The organism is Salinivibrio costicola subsp. alcaliphilus (assembly GCF_001996185.1).
Taxonomy (GTDB): Bacteria; Pseudomonadota; Gammaproteobacteria; order Enterobacterales; family Vibrionaceae; genus Salinivibrio; species Salinivibrio costicola.
The window spans coordinates 43,893-61,502 of record NZ_MUFR01000003.1 but is presented as its reverse complement, the minus strand read 5'-3'; the positions used below and the strand labels follow the sequence as shown (position 1 = coordinate 61,502).

Below are 17,610 nucleotides of genomic sequence, written 5' to 3'. Positions count from 1 at the left end.
GATGGTTACAAGCTGCCACCGTCTGTGATGGTGTGTGGGATAGCATGCACTTTTTCGGTGATAGTTTCACCGCTTAATGCTTGAATCAAAAGTGTCGCGCTGCGCTCACCGATTAACTCTCGGGGCGTCGCGACACTGGTGAGTCTTGGGCTGACCACAGTGCCAATATCCAACGCATTGTAGCCGACAATGCTAAGCGTTTTAGGTACCTCAATGTCCTGCTGTTTACAGGCAAGTAACGCACCGACGGCGAGGTCATCATTGGTACAAAACAGCCCGTCACAATCTGGATACTGAGCCAAGGTTTGGTTAAGTAAGGTCTCGCCTAAGCTGAATGAAGAATGCTCCTCGGTGGCAACACAGCGAGGAGTGAGTCCTGCCTGTGTCATCGCGCGTTCGTACCCTTTTTGCCGCAGCTGAGTGCGGGTATCCAGACGAGCCGCCAAATACACAATCTGCGTTTTATCTTTGTTGATCATCGTTTGAACTGCATCATAAGCGGCTTGCTCATGATCAAGCCCAACTGCCATATCAATCGGCGTTTCTGGAAGCTCCATGGTTTCTACCACAGGAATGGCGGCGGTTTTTAACATTTGTAACGTACGTGGGGTGTGGTTAGTTTCAGTGAGGATTAAGCCATCCACTTGATAAGAGAGCAAAGAGGCAATTTTCTCTTCCTCTGCCTGCTCGCTATAGCCGGCGTGCGTAATCAAAATGTCGTAGCCATGTGCCTTAGTCACGCGTTCAATGCCCTGGACTAAATGAGCAAAGACTTGGTTAGACAATGAAGGAAGCACAATTCCAATGGCTTTGCTCGATGATTTAGATAACATCGCGGGCACACGATTTTGTATGTATCCCAATTCTTCAATCACCGCCGCAATCTTGTCGCGTGTCGCAGGGGCGACTGACTCCGGATTGCGCATATAGCGCGAGACTGTCATTTTGGTCATCCCGACGCGGTCAGCAATATCTTGTAAGGTGGCCCGGTTTCTTTTTTCTGTCATCTCATGCACTAGCCGAAAATGTTACATGTAACATTAGAGCAATCTGACCGCCGATTAGCAAGAAAAACTGGTAGGTGGAATTAGGTCTTTATTGAGAACGCACACTGACGATTTTGAATTAAGGCGCCACTTTACCGCGCAAAGACTTAGTCTGGCTCTTACGCTTTTTGGATTCTACGCGGCGACGTTGTGACGCTTTGGTTGGCCGAGTTGGCTTGCGTTTTTTCTGCTCCACCATCGCGCTTTTAATTAGCGCAGCGAGGCGTTCTAACGCGTCTTCTCGGTTTAGCTCTTGGGTGCGGTAGTTTTGCGCTTTGATCACCACGACGCCGTCTTTGGAGATGCGTGAATCGGACAGCGTCATTAAGCGTGTTTTGTAGGCATCAGGCAGTGACGAGGCGTGAATATCAAAGCGCAAATGAATGGCACTCGACACTTTATTGACGTTTTGTCCGCCTTTCCCAGCGGCGCGGATGGCCGTGAGCTCGATTTCACTGTCGGGAATCGCTACTTTGTTGGATAGAGTCAGCATACGACCTCAAATATTAACAAGAGGCGCGCAGTGTACATAGCATTAGGCCTGTGGCGCAAATAAGCCAGCAGGCCGAGTCTTTTTGAGTCGTTAATCGGCACTTTAGGGTAAATCAAATACCAGTGTTTGGCTGATTTCGTTGCCGACATTACTAAAGGTGATGTGACGGATATCTTCGACTTTCGCGCCATCACCGGGAGAAAGAGATGTGTTTTCAACCTTAAGAGTGCCCGCGACTTGATGCACATAGGCGTTGCGTCCTGCCTCCAAAGCGAAGGTAACAGACTCACTCGGCGCCAAGACAAGTTGCAGCAAACGTGCCTCTTGTTTTATTTTTAACGAGCCATTCTCACCCGTTGGCGTCGCAATGACGGTAAAGCCGGCTTGGTTGCCGAAATCTTTTTGCTGATAGCCCGGCTCTCCGCCTCTTTCGTTAGGCTCAATCCAAATCTGTAAAAAGCGCAATGGTTGGGATGACGAGGCATTATATTCACTATGATAAATACCACGCCCAGCCGACATCAGCTGGAACTCGCCAGCGGGTAGAGTTTGTCGGTTGCCTTGGCTGTCTTTGTGTTCGATTGCCCCCTCCAGCACCAGGCTGATGATCTCCATATCACGGTGTCCGTGGGTGTCAAAGCCTGCGGCGGGTGAAACGATATCATCATTGATCACACGTAGTGCAGAGAAGCCCATATGATGGGCATCGTAATAGCTACCAAATGAAAAGGTATGGCGGCTTTGTAGCCAACCAAAGTTAGCCTGACCGCGATCGCTGGCATGACGTACTGTAATCATAACGCTTCTCCTCACTGATTCGATGTTGAACAGCGGTGACGCTGAACAATAGATGCAGTGTAGAAACAAAAACGCCGTGCGAACACGGCGTAATCTTGTGCATCTTGTTCTAAAACATTGAACGAGTATCGTGCAGGAGAAATAGCACGCATCAGATAATGTACTAAAGCTTAAATGTTTCCATGCGTGTTTTTAAGTTATGCGCAAGATTGCTGATTTGGTCACAGGCAATCGCTGTTTGCGTTGCCCCCTCGGCCATTTCCGTTGAGGCACTATTAATGTTCTCAACGCTGCGGTTAAGCTCGTTAGAGACAGAGCTTTGCTCACTGCAGGCGGTAGCAATTTGGGTACTGCGTTGGGCGATATCATCAACAGAGACTTCAATTTCTCGCATTTGTTCGCCGGTATCGCTGACCGTTTCTACACATTGCGTAATGCCTGCTTGGCATTCATGGCTGGATTCGCGGACCTTAGTCGTGTTTATTTGCAGTGTCTCGATGGTATTAACGATTTGCTCGGTCGATTCTTGAGTACGCTGTGCCAGTGAGCGAACCTCATCGGCTACCACAGCAAACCCTCGGCCTTGCTCACCGGCACGGGCTGCTTCTATCGCCGCATTCAAAGCCAGTAAGTTAGTTTGCTCGGCAATACCACGAATCACATCAACCACGACATTAATGTCTTCGGAGCTTGTTTTAAGTTGCTCTGTTAACGTCTCTGAGTCTTGCATCAATCTAGATACGCGTTCAATAATGCTAATCGCATCGGCTAATGAACCACTCCCTTTTTTTGCTATATCTGCTGCCGAATGCGCTGATGTTGCGCCTTCTTCGGTATTTTGTGCCACTTCACTGACAGCGGCTTGCATCTGGGTCATCGCTGACGCCACCGATCCAAGCTCTTGCTGCTGGTTTTGCATACCTGACGCATTTTGAGATGAAATCGCACTCACTTCTTCAACGGCGGCAGTTAACTGAATAGTAGAATCGTTAATTTCTGATACCAATCCGTGAAGATTGTTTTGCATCGTCACCAATTCTTTGAGTAAGGAGCCAAGCTCATCTTTGGACAAGTCCTTTTCATCAAATTTGTTGTTGAGCTGACCTTTGGCAATACTCGATGCAAACGCGAGCGCTTTACCGACTGGGCGAGAGATAGCGCGAGAAAGCAGAATAGATGCAGCCATAATCACTAAAATGATCACAAATGTTCCAATGGCTGCATTTATCTGAGCGGCGGTTGCTGCACTTTGGGCTTCTGCCCCAATTTGCTTTACTAAGTCATCGTTTAGTTCGAGTGTGTTATCCAAGCTTTTTAGCGCATCGGAATAGGTCCCAAAACTGGCTAAAACGACTTCATTCGCTTTGTCAGGATCGTCATTTCTTAAAAGCTGGTTATAAGACTGGGTTTCCTTAATGTACTGATTCCACGTTTTCTTAAACACATTAAATGATTGTTTCTCTTGTGATGTGAGGTCCAGAGCTTGATAAGCTTTGATCCCAGCTTGTACATCGGCACGCCATTGGTCGAGATCGTTTAACCATTGCGATATTTTTGGGTTACCGCTGTTCGGTAGCAGTGAAAATTCATCTTTTCGGACTTTGGTGATGTCGACCTGAATGCCTTTTAATATTGATACCGAGGGGAGACTTTTGTTTGAAAGTTGTGTGATGTCTTTACTTATCGTGGATAGGCCGAGCATAAACATGATGGCAACGGAGGCAAAAACGATAAAAACGGCAATAAAACTTAGCCCTATTTTTTTGACAACACTAAGATCTTTCATCATCTGCTTTCCTGTTCATCGCGCTTATGAACTAGCGCAAAGGTGTTTTGTAACAACATTAAGCTAAGCGTAGACGATTTAGATGATAAAAAGGTTATTAATTGTGAGGGAAGGATATAAACGCGCGGAGGGAAAACCGAGGAATAACTTGTTATGAAAGCGGGCGTTAACCTTGAATGCTATTAGACCCGCTTTTTCTAGGGGATGCGTGCTATTTCTTTGTTGTCAGTTCGAGAGGACTGCATACGATTTGAGATGTTTAAAAGTAAAAATAGCTAGTAATGTGACCACTCATCTCTTCGTTCTCCCAGTGCTGGTAGCGTGCTTTACTGCGAATAGACCAATCATCGGTGACGCGCCAGTGCCAAGTCATATCGACTTGTGATTGTGTCAGGGAGGAACGATTAAGCAGCGGCAGATACTGTGCTTGCACGCCGAGACGATGGTTATCAGCAAGTTGCCATAGCAATCCTGATTCTATGCCGGTTGCTAGATTAAATTGGTTATCGCTGGCGTCGCCATGAGTTAATGCTGTTGACCACAAAGCGTAGGCATGTAAACCGTCACTTTCTCCCCACGACTGACCTACGCCCCCTTGGGCAAACCAACGGCTATCTTGTCTCTCGGTGCCTGGTAAACGGTCAAAGCCTGCACGGATATTCCACGATAGACTAGAGAAAACCCGTTTTTTCGGCGCGATTGTCATTGCATCGATCAGATAAAGCTTATCCAGTTGCGTATTACCGTTTTTATCTTGGCTGATAGCGACATCAACAAAGCTGATTTGTGCTCCGGGCACAAAGCCATCTTGGGGATCCATTAAGTCATGGTATGCCGCGCGCCATTCAAGCGAGAGGGCATCGAGACCGTTTTTTGCGGTTCTTGCTCCAAAACCAATACGTGTAGAGCCGTGCCCTTTATCCGGCGATACATTGATATTAGCTACGGACTCAAACGGAGAGGCTGCACTGACTTGGCTGCGCATGCTGAGTAATTTAGTGAGGCGCTGCGCATAGGGATCTCTAGGAAGTGCTTGATCATAAAAATCAAAATTGAGCCACTCGTAAGCAAATTCATAAATAGCGGCCAATTGCTCGTCAGTATACTGCTGATGGTCAGGGAAATGGCCACTTTTCGCTTTTTTCGCGGCTTCAAACACCGCAGGAGAGGCTTGTTGCGACATATTTAATAGGCGAGTGCCAAACGAGGCACGAAAACTCGGTGTCTCAATCAAGTCATTACTGGCTAGCGTTTTTACTGTATCTGACGGGATCGCTTGAAACGGGAAATCATCGACCAAACTTAAATCATCGCGAGCCAACTGAAGCAATGCGAGCAGTTGGTATGAGCAGTTTTCGTCAAGAAAGTAGTAATCGAAGGTCGCGCTTTGCATCTCCCACAAATGCAGCAATACACGATTTACCTCTTGCTCGGACAAGTTAAGGGGATATTCCCAAATATCTCGCGACTCAATGTCGTTATACTCGCGAACCTTACGATAATAAGGCATCACAGTAAATTGCCCCGGGTAAGCGCCAAACAGCCCCTTTGCGGCATACATGGCGGCATTGTCATCTTGGCTGGGTTCGGCAGCAAAATTGACTGCAAATGCCACCAATTCTTTATTTCGTGTTTGATCTTGTGCGTCAATTCGCAACAGCGTATGGCCAAACATTGATGAGGGATTGTTCATAAATGCCGTTGGAAAAACCAGCGTCATGCCGTCTGGATCAAGCACCTTTTGCCAACGCTCAAGTTCAGGGCAATCGAGTTGTGCAGTGCGTCCTGCTTTAGACTCGAGCCATGTAAAACGCGCGGGATATTGACACCTTGCTGCTTTTGCAAAGGAGGCATCGGCATGGTAAAGCGCATTAATTGTCGCTGCTAGCTCTTGTTGCGGGTGTGTCTTTCCGTTAGCGGCAAGGAAAAAATCTTCTGAATCAACCGTACTTTCATAGCCTGATAACGTGTTAGGTAGATAGTGAACCAGTTTTAGCCAGTATGCTTGGTTGGCCAAGGAGGGAATATTAAAGTCACTATTTTTCGTAACAGTAGCGGTCTTAGCAAACGTAGCCGTGTTGGTAAAATCAGGCGTACTCGCAAAAGCCGGCGCGCTAAAGAGAGAAAGAATGATGAGACTAAGACGAACAAATAGCGAGGTGCGAGAATGAATAAGTCTCATATCAGTACAACGATTCACGTCCAGAAACATGAAAGTGCCCAATTAGGGCACTTTCGTACTTAATAACCGCCACTGTTTGGCGGATAACCGTCAAGCGTTATACCGCTTAAATTTTATACGTTGAAAGCTGCTCGTTTTGCGCTACAACAGTATTTAGGTTGGTCAGTACTTCTTGTGAAGTGACTTGATCAGAGGTTACGATCGATGCAAAGTTTTGCTTAGCAACGTCGTTAAATGCTGCTTTGTCTGCATCTTTGATGCCCCAAACTTCAGAAAGCGTTGCCAACGTTTCGCCTTCGCCGCGTGCGATATCACGTGCTAGGTTATCCATGTTTCCGTCAATGAACATGGCTAGCTTCTGCTGCGAATCAATGGTGCCTGTGCCATCACAGCCTAGCGTACCAAAGGTGATGCCAAAGGTTTGGTTACCAGAGGTGCCGTTTGTGGTGGCGCCGAGTACTTTGTAAACCTTTCCTTGTTGACCATCAAATACCATTGTGCCGAGACCACAGCCGATATCTGAATCTGCCAATGCCGCGCCAGAGAGTGGAAGGGTAGCAAGTGCAGCAATAGCGATAAATTTTTTCATGGTAATCCTTTTGATTAAAAGTGTTGCAACTAGAGTTTACCTCATAATAGCTTCTCAAAGGTGAGATTATTAGGCAGGAAAACCCTAAAAATTTGGTGTGATGATTATATTGACTGTTTTGTATAATTTCAACGACACCTTTGAAAACGTGGGATTAGCTGCTCAAAGAAAGAGAAATAGCGAGCTATAATACTTTATGCGGGCCAAAGCACTCATAGTGGAACTGTTCGTCAGGGACGCCCAAGGCGCGTAGTTGGGTTTGGACATGCTGCATAAAGCCAACTGGGCCGCAGAGATAAACCTGTACCGTGACTGGACTGAACGTACCGCTCACCGCAGTCAGATCCATCCATCCGGTATGATCAAAGTCTTGTCCAAGCGTATCCGCGGGTTGAGGTTGGTTATACCAAATGTGCGTCTGGATATGCCTGTGCTGACGCGCGAGGTTGCGGACAGGATGATTGAAAGCATGCAGTTTGCCGTGCTCGGTAGCATGCAGCCAAGTGACGGGCGCATCATGTTCGGTAAGGCTTTCTAACATCGCTAACATTGGCGTTACGCCCACCCCGCCAGAAATTAATACGACGGGCGTACCCTGATCCACGTTCAGTTTGAGATCGCCCGCCGGTGGCGTGAGCATCACAGTACCACCAACAGCTAACTCATCATGTAAGTAGTTGGAGACCTGACCGTGTGGCTCCCGTTTTACCGAGATCTGATAATGCTGGCCGTTAGGCGCGTGTGACAAACTGTATTGGCGAATTTCTTGATGTTCAAAACCGGTATGATTAACGACGATGCCAATGTATTGTCCGGCCGTAAAAGGCGCGACGGGCTGACTGTCTTTAGGTGCAAACACAAAACTGGTGACCTGTTCACTTTCTGGACGTTTTTCAACCAACACAAAATCGCGTAGCCCTTGCCAACCGCCCACTTGATCATGGCTGTCTTGATAAAGTTGTTGTTCCTTTGCGATAAACACATCCGCCAGCACCTGGTACGCCTCCGCCCAGGCATCTAGTACCGCTTGTTCGGGGGCGAGTAACTCATCAATGGTCGCTAATAGATGCTTACCTACAATGGGATAGTGTTCGGCTTTTACCAACAAACTAGTGTGTTTGTGGGCGATTTTTTCTACTGTGCCAAGGAGGGCAGGTAAGTTATCGATATTCTGCGCATACGCACAAATAGCATTGAACAACGCCTCACGTTGATCGCCATTTTGCTGGTGGCGCATATTAAAAATATCTTTTAATTCAGGGTTGTGTTGGAAAAGCCTCTGATAAAAGTGGGTCGTCAGCTTCGGGCCTGTTTCGGCGAGCACAGGGGCAGTTGATTTAACAATATCAATGGTTTGTTGGCTTAACATCAGCGTCTCTCTAAACATGTATATTTAATGCATGTTTTAAGTTGTATCTCAAATATATCTTTTAATCAATCGAAGAATTACAATTTGACTGGGTAGTAAGAGGTACACATGCAACTAACCAGCTTTACAGATTACGGACTTCGCACCTTGATTTTTCTGGCATCCTTGCCAGAGGGTGAGCTTACCAACATTACCGAGGTGACGCGCTTGTTTGGTGTGTCGCGCAATCATATGGTGAAAGTCATCAACCGTTTAGGGCAGCTGGAGTATATTCAAACGGTGCGTGGGAAGAACGGTGGTATTCGTCTGCTGCAAGCGCCGACAGCGATTACCGTCGGACAGGTGGTACGCGATCTTGAACCTCTAGAACTAGTTAATTGCTCGGTCGAGTTTTGCCATATCACTCCAGCATGCCGTTTAAAAGACCGATTAGCGAAAGCCAAACAAGCATTTTTAAATGAGCTGGATACATGCACCATCGATGCACTTATTAACGACAATCGCGAGTTAATGATCCTACTCACCCGCCCTTAACATGCAAGGACAGCATTAAGTGAACTTATGGCAAATCAAACCGCAACGGATACCTCATCGAAACAATCTGCCGTGAATCGCAACAGTAAAAATCTGACTATATTGTGGGAGCTTATTGCGTTTATCCGCCCTTACCGTTGGCAAGTGAGCGCGGCATTGCTGGCTTTGGTTTTTACCGCATCATTAACACTCTCGGTCGGACACGGCGTTCGGCTTTTGATCGACCAAGGCTTTGCACAGCAATCACTGGTTGAGTTGGGTAATGCGGTACAGTTTATTTTGCTGATCACGGTATTAATCGCGATCGGCACCTTTTTCCGGTTCTATCTGGTGTCATCGGTAGGTGAGCGGGTCAGTGCCGATATTCGCCAAGCGGTGTTTGATCATGTGATTGATCTGCATCCGAGTTATTTTGAAACCCACGGCAGCGGCGAAATTATGTCGCGGATCACCACAGATACCAGCTTGCTGCAAAACATCATCGGCTCCTCTTTTTCCATGGCGATGCGCAGTGCGTTGCTGTGTGTGGGCGCTATCATCATGCTGTTTGCCACCAATATTAAACTGACCTTAATTGTGCTGGCCTCCGTGCCTTTTATTTTGGTGCCCATACTTATCTATGGCCGTCGCGTGCGGGCGTTGTCGCGGCAAAGCCAAGATTCGATGGCGGATGTGGGCAGCTATGCCGGTGAAGCCATCACCAATATTAAAACCGTGCAAAGCTTCGCGGTAGAAGATCACGCCAAAGCCGCATTTGGGCAAGAGGTGGAACGTGCCTATCACATTGGACGCGAGCGCGTGAAACAAAGAGCCATTCTCATTTCCGGGGTGATCGTGATTGTGTTCAGCGCGATTACAGGGATGTTATGGGTCGGCGGTCGCGATGTGATTCAAGGCACCATGTCGGCAGGCGATTTGGGCGCCTTTGTGTTTTTCGCCATCATGGTTGCCTCTTCCATGGCCACCTTGTCGGAAGTGCTGGGGGAGTTGCAGCGCGCGGCTGGCGCGACGGAGCGTTTGGTGGAGCTTTTACACGTGCAAAGTCATATTCGTACTCCCGCTACCTCACCGATTGTTGATGCCCAATCACTGAGCAATGATATTCGCTTTGAAGCGGTGCACTTTCATTATCTCACGCGGCCCCATCAGCCGGCGATTGATACGCTGAACCTTGCTATTCAGCCTGGTGAAGTCGTGGCGTTAGTGGGGCCATCGGGGGCCGGAAAAACGACGGTCTTTGAGTTACTGCAACGCTTCTACGATCCGCAGTCGGGTGCGATTACGCTGGGAGGACAAGATATTCGCCGCTTGTCCCCGCAAGCCTTGCGCCAACAAATGGCATTGGTGCCGCAGCAACCGGCATTGTTTAGCGATAATGTGATAGGAAACATCCGCTACGGCAGGCCAGACGCCAGTGAGCAAGCGGTGAAAGAGGCGGCAGTTCAAGCGCACGCTGACGGCTTTATTCAGCAATTACCGGACGGCTATCACAGCTTTTTGGGCGAGCGTGGTGTGCGGCTTTCGGGCGGCCAACGGCAGCGAATTGCGATTGCCCGCGCAATTCTCAAGGACCCACGGATTTTATTGCTCGATGAAGCCACCAGCGCGCTGGATAGTGAAAGTGAGCATGCGGTACAACAAGGATTGGCCACCTTGATGCGCAATAGAACGACCTTGATTATTGCTCATCGATTGTCGACCATTCAACATGCTGATCGCATTGTGGTGATGGATCAAGGTAAGTTGGTGGATGTGGGCAGTCATACCGAGTTGTTGGCACGCTGCCCTTTATACCAGCGCTTGGTAAAACGGCAATTTAACCCTTCTTCAAGTCACTAAGCCTTGTTTTCCAAGGCTTTAATCTGTTGGTCAATCTTTTCCGCTTCTTCGGTGAGTAGTGAGTAACCTCTGATATCGCCATTGCGTTGAGCTTCAAAGGCTTGTTGTTGTTTGGCGTCGTACTGCTTTTTTAGCTTTTTAACCGGATTCGGTTTTAGAAACGAGAGCATAGTGGATCCTTTTAGATAGATGACTGCTTTCAGTACGACATTAACCTACGCTTAGATGACCGCTTGCTGTGACTAGAATGAATACGTCACGCCCAGCGCGCCGCCAAGTTGCAACTCTGGGCCGCCGTGGAAGTTAAGCTCTGGATGGACTTGGCCGTAGGCAGTGATCTGCTTGGTGATTTCCCAATCTAATCCTATCGGTAAACGAACGCCATAGTCGTCGTCCCACTCGGCCCAGCCACCAGCGCCTACATACCAATCAACCGGGATATCGGGATTATCAAAAGTGCCTTGTTGAAAAAGATAATCAAACGCGGTGCCATCATTGCCGAGGGTAAAACGGTATTGATCGTCGATTTCCAGTACAGCGCTTAGTTGTTGATCAACGGCGAGACCCGCCGAGATGCTGGTTTTTTCTTGCGCCACCGCTTGAGTGGTGAGACCAAGTGCGAGCAGGAGACCGAGAGCGATAGGTTTCATAGTGTGCCTTAATACTGCTTTTTCAGATGGCACAGAATGTAGCGGTGTTCGGAGAACAATCTGTCAAGCGTTTGTCAGCGACATTTAAAAGTTCATACCCTTATGTCAACGTTTGCCCAGAGAAAGCCATTCATAAAAAAGGCGAGCCGAGCGGCTCGCCTTTAACATCACTCTTTCCGCGAGCGGAACGGATTACTCATCCATATAGTTTTCAATGCTAGGGCAAGAACAAATCAAGTTACGGTCACCGTAGACGTTATCGACACGGTTGACCGATGGCCAGTATTTGCTTGCCTTGTTATGGGCGGATGGGAAGCAAGCCAGCTCACGTGAATAAGCGTGGGACCACTCGTCAGCCATCAGGTCCGCTTGGGTGTGAGGCGCATTGACCAATGGGTTGTCTTCCAGCGTCCACTCACCGTCTTGCACCTTGGCAATTTCCTCGCGGATGGCAATCATGGCATCACAAAAGCGATCCAATTCTTCTTGGCTTTCACTTTCGGTCGGCTCAACCATCAGCGTGCCCGCGACCGGGAACGACATGGTCGGCGCGTGGAAGCCATAATCCATCAAGCGTTTAGCGATGTCTTCTTCGCTGATGCCGGATGCCTCTTTGAGAGGACGAATGTCGATAATACATTCGTGCGCAATGCGTCCGTTTTTGCCGCGATAAAGCACAGGGTAGTAGGGACGCAGACGCTCCATCACATAGTTGGCACTGAGAATTGCCAACTCGGTCGCGCGCGTCAGGCCTTGTTCACCCATCATGGCGATGTACGCCCATGAAATAGGAAGAATCGAGGCGCTACCCATAGGTGCAGCCGAGACGGCAAATTCGTCGCCTTGCTCCACATGACCGGGAAGGAAAGGCGCAAGGTGCGATTTCACGCCAATCGGTCCCATACCTGGGCCGCCGCCACCGTGGGGAATACAGAAGGTTTTGTGCAGGTTGAGGTGCGAGACGTCTGAGCCAATGTAGCCCGGCGTTGTCAGCCCCACTTGCGCATTCATGTTGGCGCCATCCAAGTAAACTTGGCCGCCTGCCTCGTGCACCAGCTCGCACACTTGCTGCACGGTTTCTTCGTACACACCATGTGTCGATGGGTAGGTGATCATAATGCACGAGAGCGCATCTCGGTGTTTATCGATCTTGGCTTTCAGATCATCAATGTCGATGTTGCCATCGTCATCACAGCCAACTACAACCACTTTCATTGAGACCATGGCTGCGGAGGCAGGGTTGGTACCGTGGGCGGAGCTTGGGATCAAGCACACGTTGCGGTGACTGTCACCACGGCTTTCATGGTAGCGCTGAATCGCGATTAAGCCCGCATACTCCCCTTGCGCGCCTGAGTTCGGCTGCATGGATATCTCGTCGTAGCCGGTGATTTCACACAGCATGTCACGCAGTGATTTACCCAGTGTTTGATAGCCTTTGGCTTGCTCCAACGGCACAAACGGGTGCAGGGCGCCAAACTCTGGCCAGGTGACAGGGATCATCTCAGCCGCGGCGTTGAGCTTCATGGTACAGCTACCTAGCGGGATCATGCCGTGGGTGAGGGAAAAGTCTTTGTTTTCCAGCGCCTTCATATACCGCATAAGCTTGGTTTCACTGTGATAGCGGTTAAAGACAGGGTGCGTTAGGTACGCGCTACTGCGGCGGCATGTGGCAGGGATCGCGGCAAATTCATCGGCTTCAATGTCGCTCGCCACGGCATCTGCATCGCCTTGACCGGTGAGTGCGGTGAGCAGTTGATTGACTTCTGCCAGTGTGGTCGCTTCATCAAAGCTCGCGCCAAGTTGGCCATCCAGTTTACGCAAGTTAAAACCAGCATCTTGCGCTTGTTGGTACAAGGCATCGGTTTGCTCGCCCGAGTTAAACGTTACGGTATCAAAGAAGCTATCGTGCGCGAGGCTCAACCCGGCTGCTTGTACCGATTTGGCGAACAGCGCGGTGAGGTGATGCACGCGGCGAGCAATTTTCTTTAAGCCTTCTGGACCGTGATACACCGCGTAAAAAGCAGCCATGTTGGCCAGCAAGGCTTGAGCGGTACAAATATTGGAAGTCGCTTTTTCACGGCGAATATGTTGCTCACGCGTTTGCATCGCCATGCGCAGGGCTTGGTTGCCTTTGCTATCGACCGATACGCCAATCACTCGGCCAGGCATGGTGCGCTTTAGCTTGTCGCGTGTCGCCATAAAGGCGGCGTGTGGGCCCCCGTAACCCATAGGCACACCAAAGCGTTGTGCCGACCCAATCACTACATCCGCGCCCATTTCACCCGGCGCTTTAAGCAAAGTGAGTGAAAGCAGATCGGTAGCAACCGCGACCAGCGTCTTCTTGCTTTGTGCTTCTGCGATAAGCGCACTGAGATCGCGCACTTCGCCGGTGGTGCCGGGGTATTGGAGTAGGGCGCCAAATACATCGTGCTGATCCAGCTTGTCCGTGTCATCAACAATGATGTCAAAACCTAAGAAGTTGGCACGCGTTTTAATCACATCCAAGGTTTGTGGGTGCACATCGCTGGCAACAAAAAAGGCGTTGCCTTTGTGCTTGCCGCCACGCTTACACAGGGTCATGGCTTCTGCCGCGGCAGTGGCTTCGTCGAGCAGCGACGCGTTGGCCAAATCCATCCCCGTTAAGTCCATCACCATTTGCTGGAAGTTCAGTAAGGATTCTAATCGGCCTTGCGAGATCTCGGGCTGATAAGGCGTATAAGCGGTATACCAGCCAGGGTTTTCCAGCACATTACGTAAAATAGGCGGTGGGGTATGAGTGTGGTAGTAACCTTGGCCAATCAAGCTACGCTTTATCGTATTTTGCGTAGCTATGTCGCTCAGTTCCGCCAGCATCTGGGTTTCGCTTTTCGGCGCACTCAGATTAAGCGGCTTCGGCAAACGGATATCCGCAGGAACGGTTTCTTCAATCACATGCTCAAGGCTGGTGGCATTGATCGCCGCCAGCATAGCGTCTTGTTGTTTGATATCCGGTCCATTGTGGCGAGCAATAAAATCGTTATCAGCCACTAAGCTATCGAGTAAACGCGTTTTGGTCATGATATTCGTCCTGAATTAGTCGTCGATGGCGGCGGCATAAGCATCCGCATCCATCAGATGATCCAAGTTGGTGTCGTCAGCGAGTTTAATCTTGGCAATCCAGCCGCCCTCAAAAGGTTCGTCATTAACTAACTCTGGGCTGTCTTCTAAATCGTCGTTAATGGCGACAACTTCACCACCAACCGGTGCATAGATATCAGAGGCGGCTTTTACCGATTCCACCAGAGAAAAGCTTTCACCTTTTTCAGTACTGTCACCCACCTCAGGTAGATCGACAAACACGACATCGCCAAGTAGGCCTTGGGCATGATCAGTGATCCCCATGGTGACTGTGCCATCGCCGTTGTCTTTGACCCACTCATGGCTTTCGGAATACTTCAGTGTCGCGTCCATTTGCTACTCTCCTGCTAAATTACGAACTGCTCGATTTATGAGCAATTTACATTGTAAATTGAGGCAAATACTAGTCTACTGCCTCATAATCCTAAGTGATTGATATATGGTTATTTATTGCTATGCCTTTATTGACGATAAAGCGGGAAGCGGGCACATAGCTGTTGTACTTGTTTACGAATCCGCGCTTCAACCTCAGCGTTGCCGTCTGGTTCCTCAACTAGGGCATCTAATACATCGCCAATCCATTCACCGATTTGACGGAATTCTTCGGTGCCAAAACCGCGGCTGGTGCCGGCTGGTGTACCGAGGCGAATACCCGATGTGATCATTGGCTTCTCGGTGTCGAATGGAATACCGTTCTTGTTACAAGTGATCCCCGCGCGCTCGAGTGCTTGTTCGGTTTGGTTGCCTTTTAGACCTTTCGGGCGCAAATCAACCAACATCAGATGAGTGTCGGTGCCGCCCGTGACAATGTCGCAGCCACGCGTTTGTAGAACCTCGGCCAGTACTTTGGCGTTAGCAACCACTTGATCAATATATAATTTAAACTCAGGCTCTAGCGCCTCACCAAATGCCACGGCTTTCGCGGCAATCACGTGCATCAATGGACCGCCTTGTAGACCGGGGAACACGGCCGAGTTGATCTTTTTATTGATGTCTTCGTGATTGGTGAGGATCATGCCACCGCGTGGACCACGCAGGGTTTTATGCGTGGTGGTGGTGACCACATGCGCATGCGGCAGTGGCGATGGATGGGCGCCGGTGGCCACTAAACCGGCAATGTGTGCCATATCGATCATCAGATATGCGCCTACTTCATCGGCAATCGCGCGGAAGCGAGCAAAATCAATTGGGCGTGGGACAGCGCTGCCGCCGGCGATGATCATCTTAGGTTGGTGTTCACGCGCAAGAGCCGCGACATCGTCATAATCAATTTCTAGAGTTTCTTGATTAACACCGTATTGCACGGCATTAAACCACTTGCCTGATAACGCAGGGCGTGCCCCGTGAGTAAGGTGGCCTCCGGCATCCAGTGACATACCCAAAATAGTGTCACCAGGTTGCAGCAGTGCCAGCATCACGGCACCGTTGGCTTGTGCGCCAGAGTGCGGCTGCACGTTTACAAACTCGCAGTTAAACAGCTGTTTGGCACGGGCTTGAGCAATGGCTTCGACTTCATCGACATGCTCACAGCCGCCATAATAGCGACGGCCTGGATAGCCTTCTGCGTATTTATTGGTCAAGCAAGTACCTTGTGCTTGCATCACCGCTTGCGAAACGATGTTTTCTGATGCGATAAGCTCGATTTGCTGTTGTTGGCGTTTGTGTTCGGCTTGCACGGCTGACATCACGGCACCATCGGATTCCGATAAATTGGTGGAGAAAAACTGCTCCAATTCTACATTCGGGTAGCTCGGTTTCATTTCGCTTTCCTTGTTGGCGATGGTGGCTAACAGGCCACAACATTAATCGGGATCACATTGGTAGCGAGGCCACCTTGTGAGGTTTCTTTATATTTGCTCATCATGTCGAGGCCGGTCTCGTGCATGGTTTTAATCACGCTATCGAGTGAGACATGGTGCTGGCCGTCACCACCCATTGCCAGCCGAGTCGCATTAATCGCTTTCACCGCGCCCATGGTATTGCGCTCAATGCAGGGCACCTGCACTAAGCCATCTATTGGATCACAAGTGAGGCCGAGGTTATGCTCCATGCCGATTTCTGCCGCGTTTTCAATTTGTTGATTACTTGCGCCCATGGCTGCGGCTAATCCGGCTGCTGCCATCGAGCACGCCACGCCAATCTCTCCCTGACAACCGACTTCTGCTGCCGAAATAGAGGCATTGGTCTTGTACAAAGAGCCGATAGCCGCGGAAGTCGCCATAAAGGTGCGGATGCCTTCAGGGTTATTGGGCGATACAAATTTATCGTAATACGCCAGTACTGCAGGGATCACGCCGGCAGCACCATTAGTCGGTGCGGTGACGACTCGGCCACCGGCGGCGTTTTCTTCGTTCACTGCCATGGCAAACAGGTTGACCCAATCATTGGTATCTGTCGGTAATCCATGGGCTTGCTTGTCATGAATGGCCTCGTACATGCCTTTGGCGCGTCGCTTGATGTTCAAACCGCCTGGCAGCACGCCGCCTTGTTGAACCCCGCGATCAATACACTCACGCATCACTTGCCATATATGGTCGAGCCCTTGATTGACGGTTTCAGGCGTTGCTGCCGAGTCATGATACTGGGCGCGCGCAATTTCGTTGGTGAACATCAATTCGCTAATACTCATCCCGGTTCGATCACATTGCGCCAGCAGCGTTGCCGCACTATCAAATGGATAAGGTGGCGTGAAATTGGTTGCCAAGGCATCCGTTTCGCCCTCTTCGACCACAAAGCCGCCACCGACAGAGAAATAGGTCTTGCTGGTCAAGCAGTCACCGGCTTTATCATATGCGCTGACAGTCATGCCATTAGGATGCGCGGGGAGAACCTGATCATAATGAAAGGCAATATCTGCCTCCCAGTTAAATCGAATATAATGCCGGCCGGCAAAGGGCAGTTCGCCACCATTTTTAACCATATTAGTCATGGTATCGATTTCATCTGATTCGATAGTCGCGGGCATTTCGCCCATCAATCCCATCACGCAAGCGACATCCGTGGCATGTCCTTTTCCGGTCAGCGCCAAAGAGCCGTATAAATCGACATTCACACGATGGATCATATCGAGCGCGAGCGTTTGCGACGCAAATTGCGAAAAGCGTGCGCAGGCAACCATGGGCCCGACAGTGTGTGAGCTTGAAGGCCCCACGCTTATTTTGAACAGGTCAAACATGCTGTGACTCATGGCCTGCCTCCTCGATCAGT

The 17,610-nt window shown here is 49.7% G+C and carries 15 protein-coding genes; 2 read left to right on the top strand and 13 right to left on the bottom strand.

What is annotated here, in order from left to right; translation table 11 throughout:
* Positions 1–5 precede the first annotated feature (5 nt).
* The 7 genes from BZJ21_RS01630 to hmpA all read right to left on the bottom strand — a co-directional run bounded on the left by BZJ21_RS01630 (position 6) and on the right by hmpA (position 8,263).
* On the bottom strand, positions 6–1,007 hold the full coding sequence (locus BZJ21_RS01630) for a substrate-binding domain-containing protein (RefSeq protein ID WP_077460904.1): 1,002 nt from the start codon (positions 1,005–1,007) through the stop codon (positions 6–8).
* Positions 1,008–1,125: 118 nt separating this feature from the next.
* The gene (gene arfB, locus BZJ21_RS01625; RefSeq protein WP_077668970.1) at positions 1,126–1,539 is read right to left on the bottom strand and encodes an alternative ribosome rescue aminoacyl-tRNA hydrolase ArfB; all 414 of its coding nucleotides are present in this window, start codon (positions 1,537–1,539) and stop codon (positions 1,126–1,128) included.
* 102 nt (positions 1,540–1,641) lie between these two features.
* A complete protein-coding gene (locus BZJ21_RS01620) occupies positions 1,642–2,337 on the bottom strand; it encodes a pirin family protein (protein WP_077668969.1) in 696 nt (231 codons plus the stop codon).
* A 163-nt stretch (positions 2,338–2,500) separates the two neighbouring features.
* A complete protein-coding gene (locus BZJ21_RS01615) occupies positions 2,501–4,126 on the bottom strand; it encodes a methyl-accepting chemotaxis protein (RefSeq protein WP_077668968.1) in 1,626 nt (541 codons plus the stop codon).
* 256 nt (positions 4,127–4,382) lie between these two features.
* On the bottom strand, positions 4,383–6,305 hold the full coding sequence (locus BZJ21_RS01610) for an Lnb N-terminal periplasmic domain-containing protein (RefSeq protein ID WP_077668995.1): 1,923 nt from the start codon (positions 6,303–6,305) through the stop codon (positions 4,383–4,385).
* Positions 6,306–6,411: 106 nt separating this feature from the next.
* The gene (locus BZJ21_RS01605) at positions 6,412–6,894 is read right to left on the bottom strand and encodes a DUF3015 domain-containing protein (protein ID WP_021022964.1); all 483 of its coding nucleotides are present in this window, start codon (positions 6,892–6,894) and stop codon (positions 6,412–6,414) included.
* Positions 6,895–7,078: 184 nt separating this feature from the next.
* A complete protein-coding gene (hmpA, locus tag BZJ21_RS01600) occupies positions 7,079–8,263 on the bottom strand; it encodes an NO-inducible flavohemoprotein (RefSeq protein WP_077668967.1) in 1,185 nt (394 codons plus the stop codon).
* 108 nt (positions 8,264–8,371) lie between these two features.
* On the opposite strand from hmpA, the gene nsrR reads away from it, so the two are divergent.
* Both nsrR and BZJ21_RS01590 read left to right on the top strand, forming a co-directional pair.
* Positions 8,372–8,797, top strand: coding sequence for a nitric oxide-sensing transcriptional repressor NsrR (gene nsrR / locus BZJ21_RS01595; protein WP_077668966.1), 426 nt, complete (start codon positions 8,372–8,374; stop codon positions 8,795–8,797).
* Between the two features lie 27 nt (positions 8,798–8,824).
* A complete protein-coding gene (locus BZJ21_RS01590) occupies positions 8,825–10,636 on the top strand; it encodes an ABC transporter transmembrane domain-containing protein (protein WP_077668965.1) in 1,812 nt (603 codons plus the stop codon).
* On the opposite strand, the gene BZJ21_RS16230 is transcribed toward BZJ21_RS01590, so the two are convergent.
* From BZJ21_RS16230 to BZJ21_RS01565, 6 genes are all read right to left on the bottom strand, one after another.
* A complete protein-coding gene (locus tag BZJ21_RS16230; RefSeq protein WP_108743183.1) occupies positions 10,633–10,806 on the bottom strand; it encodes a DUF6435 family protein in 174 nt (57 codons plus the stop codon). The genes BZJ21_RS01590 and BZJ21_RS16230 overlap by 4 nt on opposite strands.
* 72 nt (positions 10,807–10,878) lie before the next feature.
* Positions 10,879–11,286: a hypothetical protein gene (locus BZJ21_RS01585; protein WP_077668964.1), complete on the bottom strand. Its 408-nt coding sequence runs from the start codon at positions 11,284–11,286 to the stop codon at positions 10,879–10,881.
* A 192-nt stretch (positions 11,287–11,478) separates the two neighbouring features.
* Positions 11,479–14,343 (bottom strand): aminomethyl-transferring glycine dehydrogenase, encoded by a 2,865-nt coding sequence (gene gcvP, locus BZJ21_RS01580; RefSeq protein ID WP_077668963.1) that lies wholly within the window; start codon positions 14,341–14,343, stop codon positions 11,479–11,481.
* Positions 14,344–14,358: 15 nt separating this feature from the next.
* Entirely contained in the window at positions 14,359–14,736 is a 378-nt protein-coding gene (gene gcvH / locus BZJ21_RS01575; RefSeq protein ID WP_077668962.1) for a glycine cleavage system protein GcvH, read from the bottom strand.
* A gap of 128 nt (positions 14,737–14,864) precedes the next feature.
* Positions 14,865–16,163 carry a serine hydroxymethyltransferase gene (locus tag BZJ21_RS01570; protein WP_077668961.1) on the bottom strand — a complete coding sequence of 433 codons (1,299 nt, stop codon included), beginning with the start codon at positions 16,161–16,163 and terminating at the stop codon, positions 14,865–14,867.
* A gap of 26 nt (positions 16,164–16,189) precedes the next feature.
* Positions 16,190–17,590, bottom strand: coding sequence for an L-serine ammonia-lyase (locus BZJ21_RS01565; protein ID WP_077668960.1), 1,401 nt, complete (start codon positions 17,588–17,590; stop codon positions 16,190–16,192).
* Positions 17,591–17,610 lie beyond the last annotated feature (20 nt).

Bases quoted from the DNA above. Each gene is read 5' to 3' on its own strand.
- BZJ21_RS01630 (WP_077460904.1), bottom strand. From the start codon at position 1,007: ATGACAGAAAAAAGAAACCGGGCCACCTTACAAGATATTGCTGACCGC.
- arfB (WP_077668970.1), bottom strand. From the start codon at position 1,539: ATGCTGACTCTATCCAACAAAGTAGCGATTCCCGACAGTGAAATCGAG.
- BZJ21_RS01620 (WP_077668969.1), bottom strand. From the start codon at position 2,337: ATGATTACAGTACGTCATGCCAGCGATCGCGGTCAGGCTAACTTTGGT.
- BZJ21_RS01615 (WP_077668968.1), bottom strand. From the start codon at position 4,126: ATGATGAAAGATCTTAGTGTTGTCAAAAAAATAGGGCTAAGTTTTATT.
- BZJ21_RS01610 (WP_077668995.1), bottom strand. From the start codon at position 6,305: ATGAGACTTATTCATTCTCGCACCTCGCTATTTGTTCGTCTTAGTCTC.
- BZJ21_RS01605 (WP_021022964.1), bottom strand. From the start codon at position 6,894: ATGAAAAAATTTATCGCTATTGCTGCACTTGCTACCCTTCCACTCTCT.
- hmpA (WP_077668967.1), bottom strand. From the start codon at position 8,263: ATGTTAAGCCAACAAACCATTGATATTGTTAAATCAACTGCCCCTGTG.
- nsrR (WP_077668966.1), top strand. From the start codon at position 8,372: ATGCAACTAACCAGCTTTACAGATTACGGACTTCGCACCTTGATTTTT.
- BZJ21_RS01590 (WP_077668965.1), top strand. From the start codon at position 8,825: ATGGCAAATCAAACCGCAACGGATACCTCATCGAAACAATCTGCCGTG.
- BZJ21_RS16230 (WP_108743183.1), bottom strand. From the start codon at position 10,806: ATGCTCTCGTTTCTAAAACCGAATCCGGTTAAAAAGCTAAAAAAGCAG.
- BZJ21_RS01585 (WP_077668964.1), bottom strand. From the start codon at position 11,286: ATGAAACCTATCGCTCTCGGTCTCCTGCTCGCACTTGGTCTCACCACT.
- gcvP (WP_077668963.1), bottom strand. From the start codon at position 14,343: ATGACCAAAACGCGTTTACTCGATAGCTTAGTGGCTGATAACGATTTT.
- gcvH (WP_077668962.1), bottom strand. From the start codon at position 14,736: ATGGACGCGACACTGAAGTATTCCGAAAGCCATGAGTGGGTCAAAGAC.
- BZJ21_RS01570 (WP_077668961.1), bottom strand. From the start codon at position 16,163: ATGAAACCGAGCTACCCGAATGTAGAATTGGAGCAGTTTTTCTCCACC.
- BZJ21_RS01565 (WP_077668960.1), bottom strand. From the start codon at position 17,590: ATGAGTCACAGCATGTTTGACCTGTTCAAAATAAGCGTGGGGCCTTCA.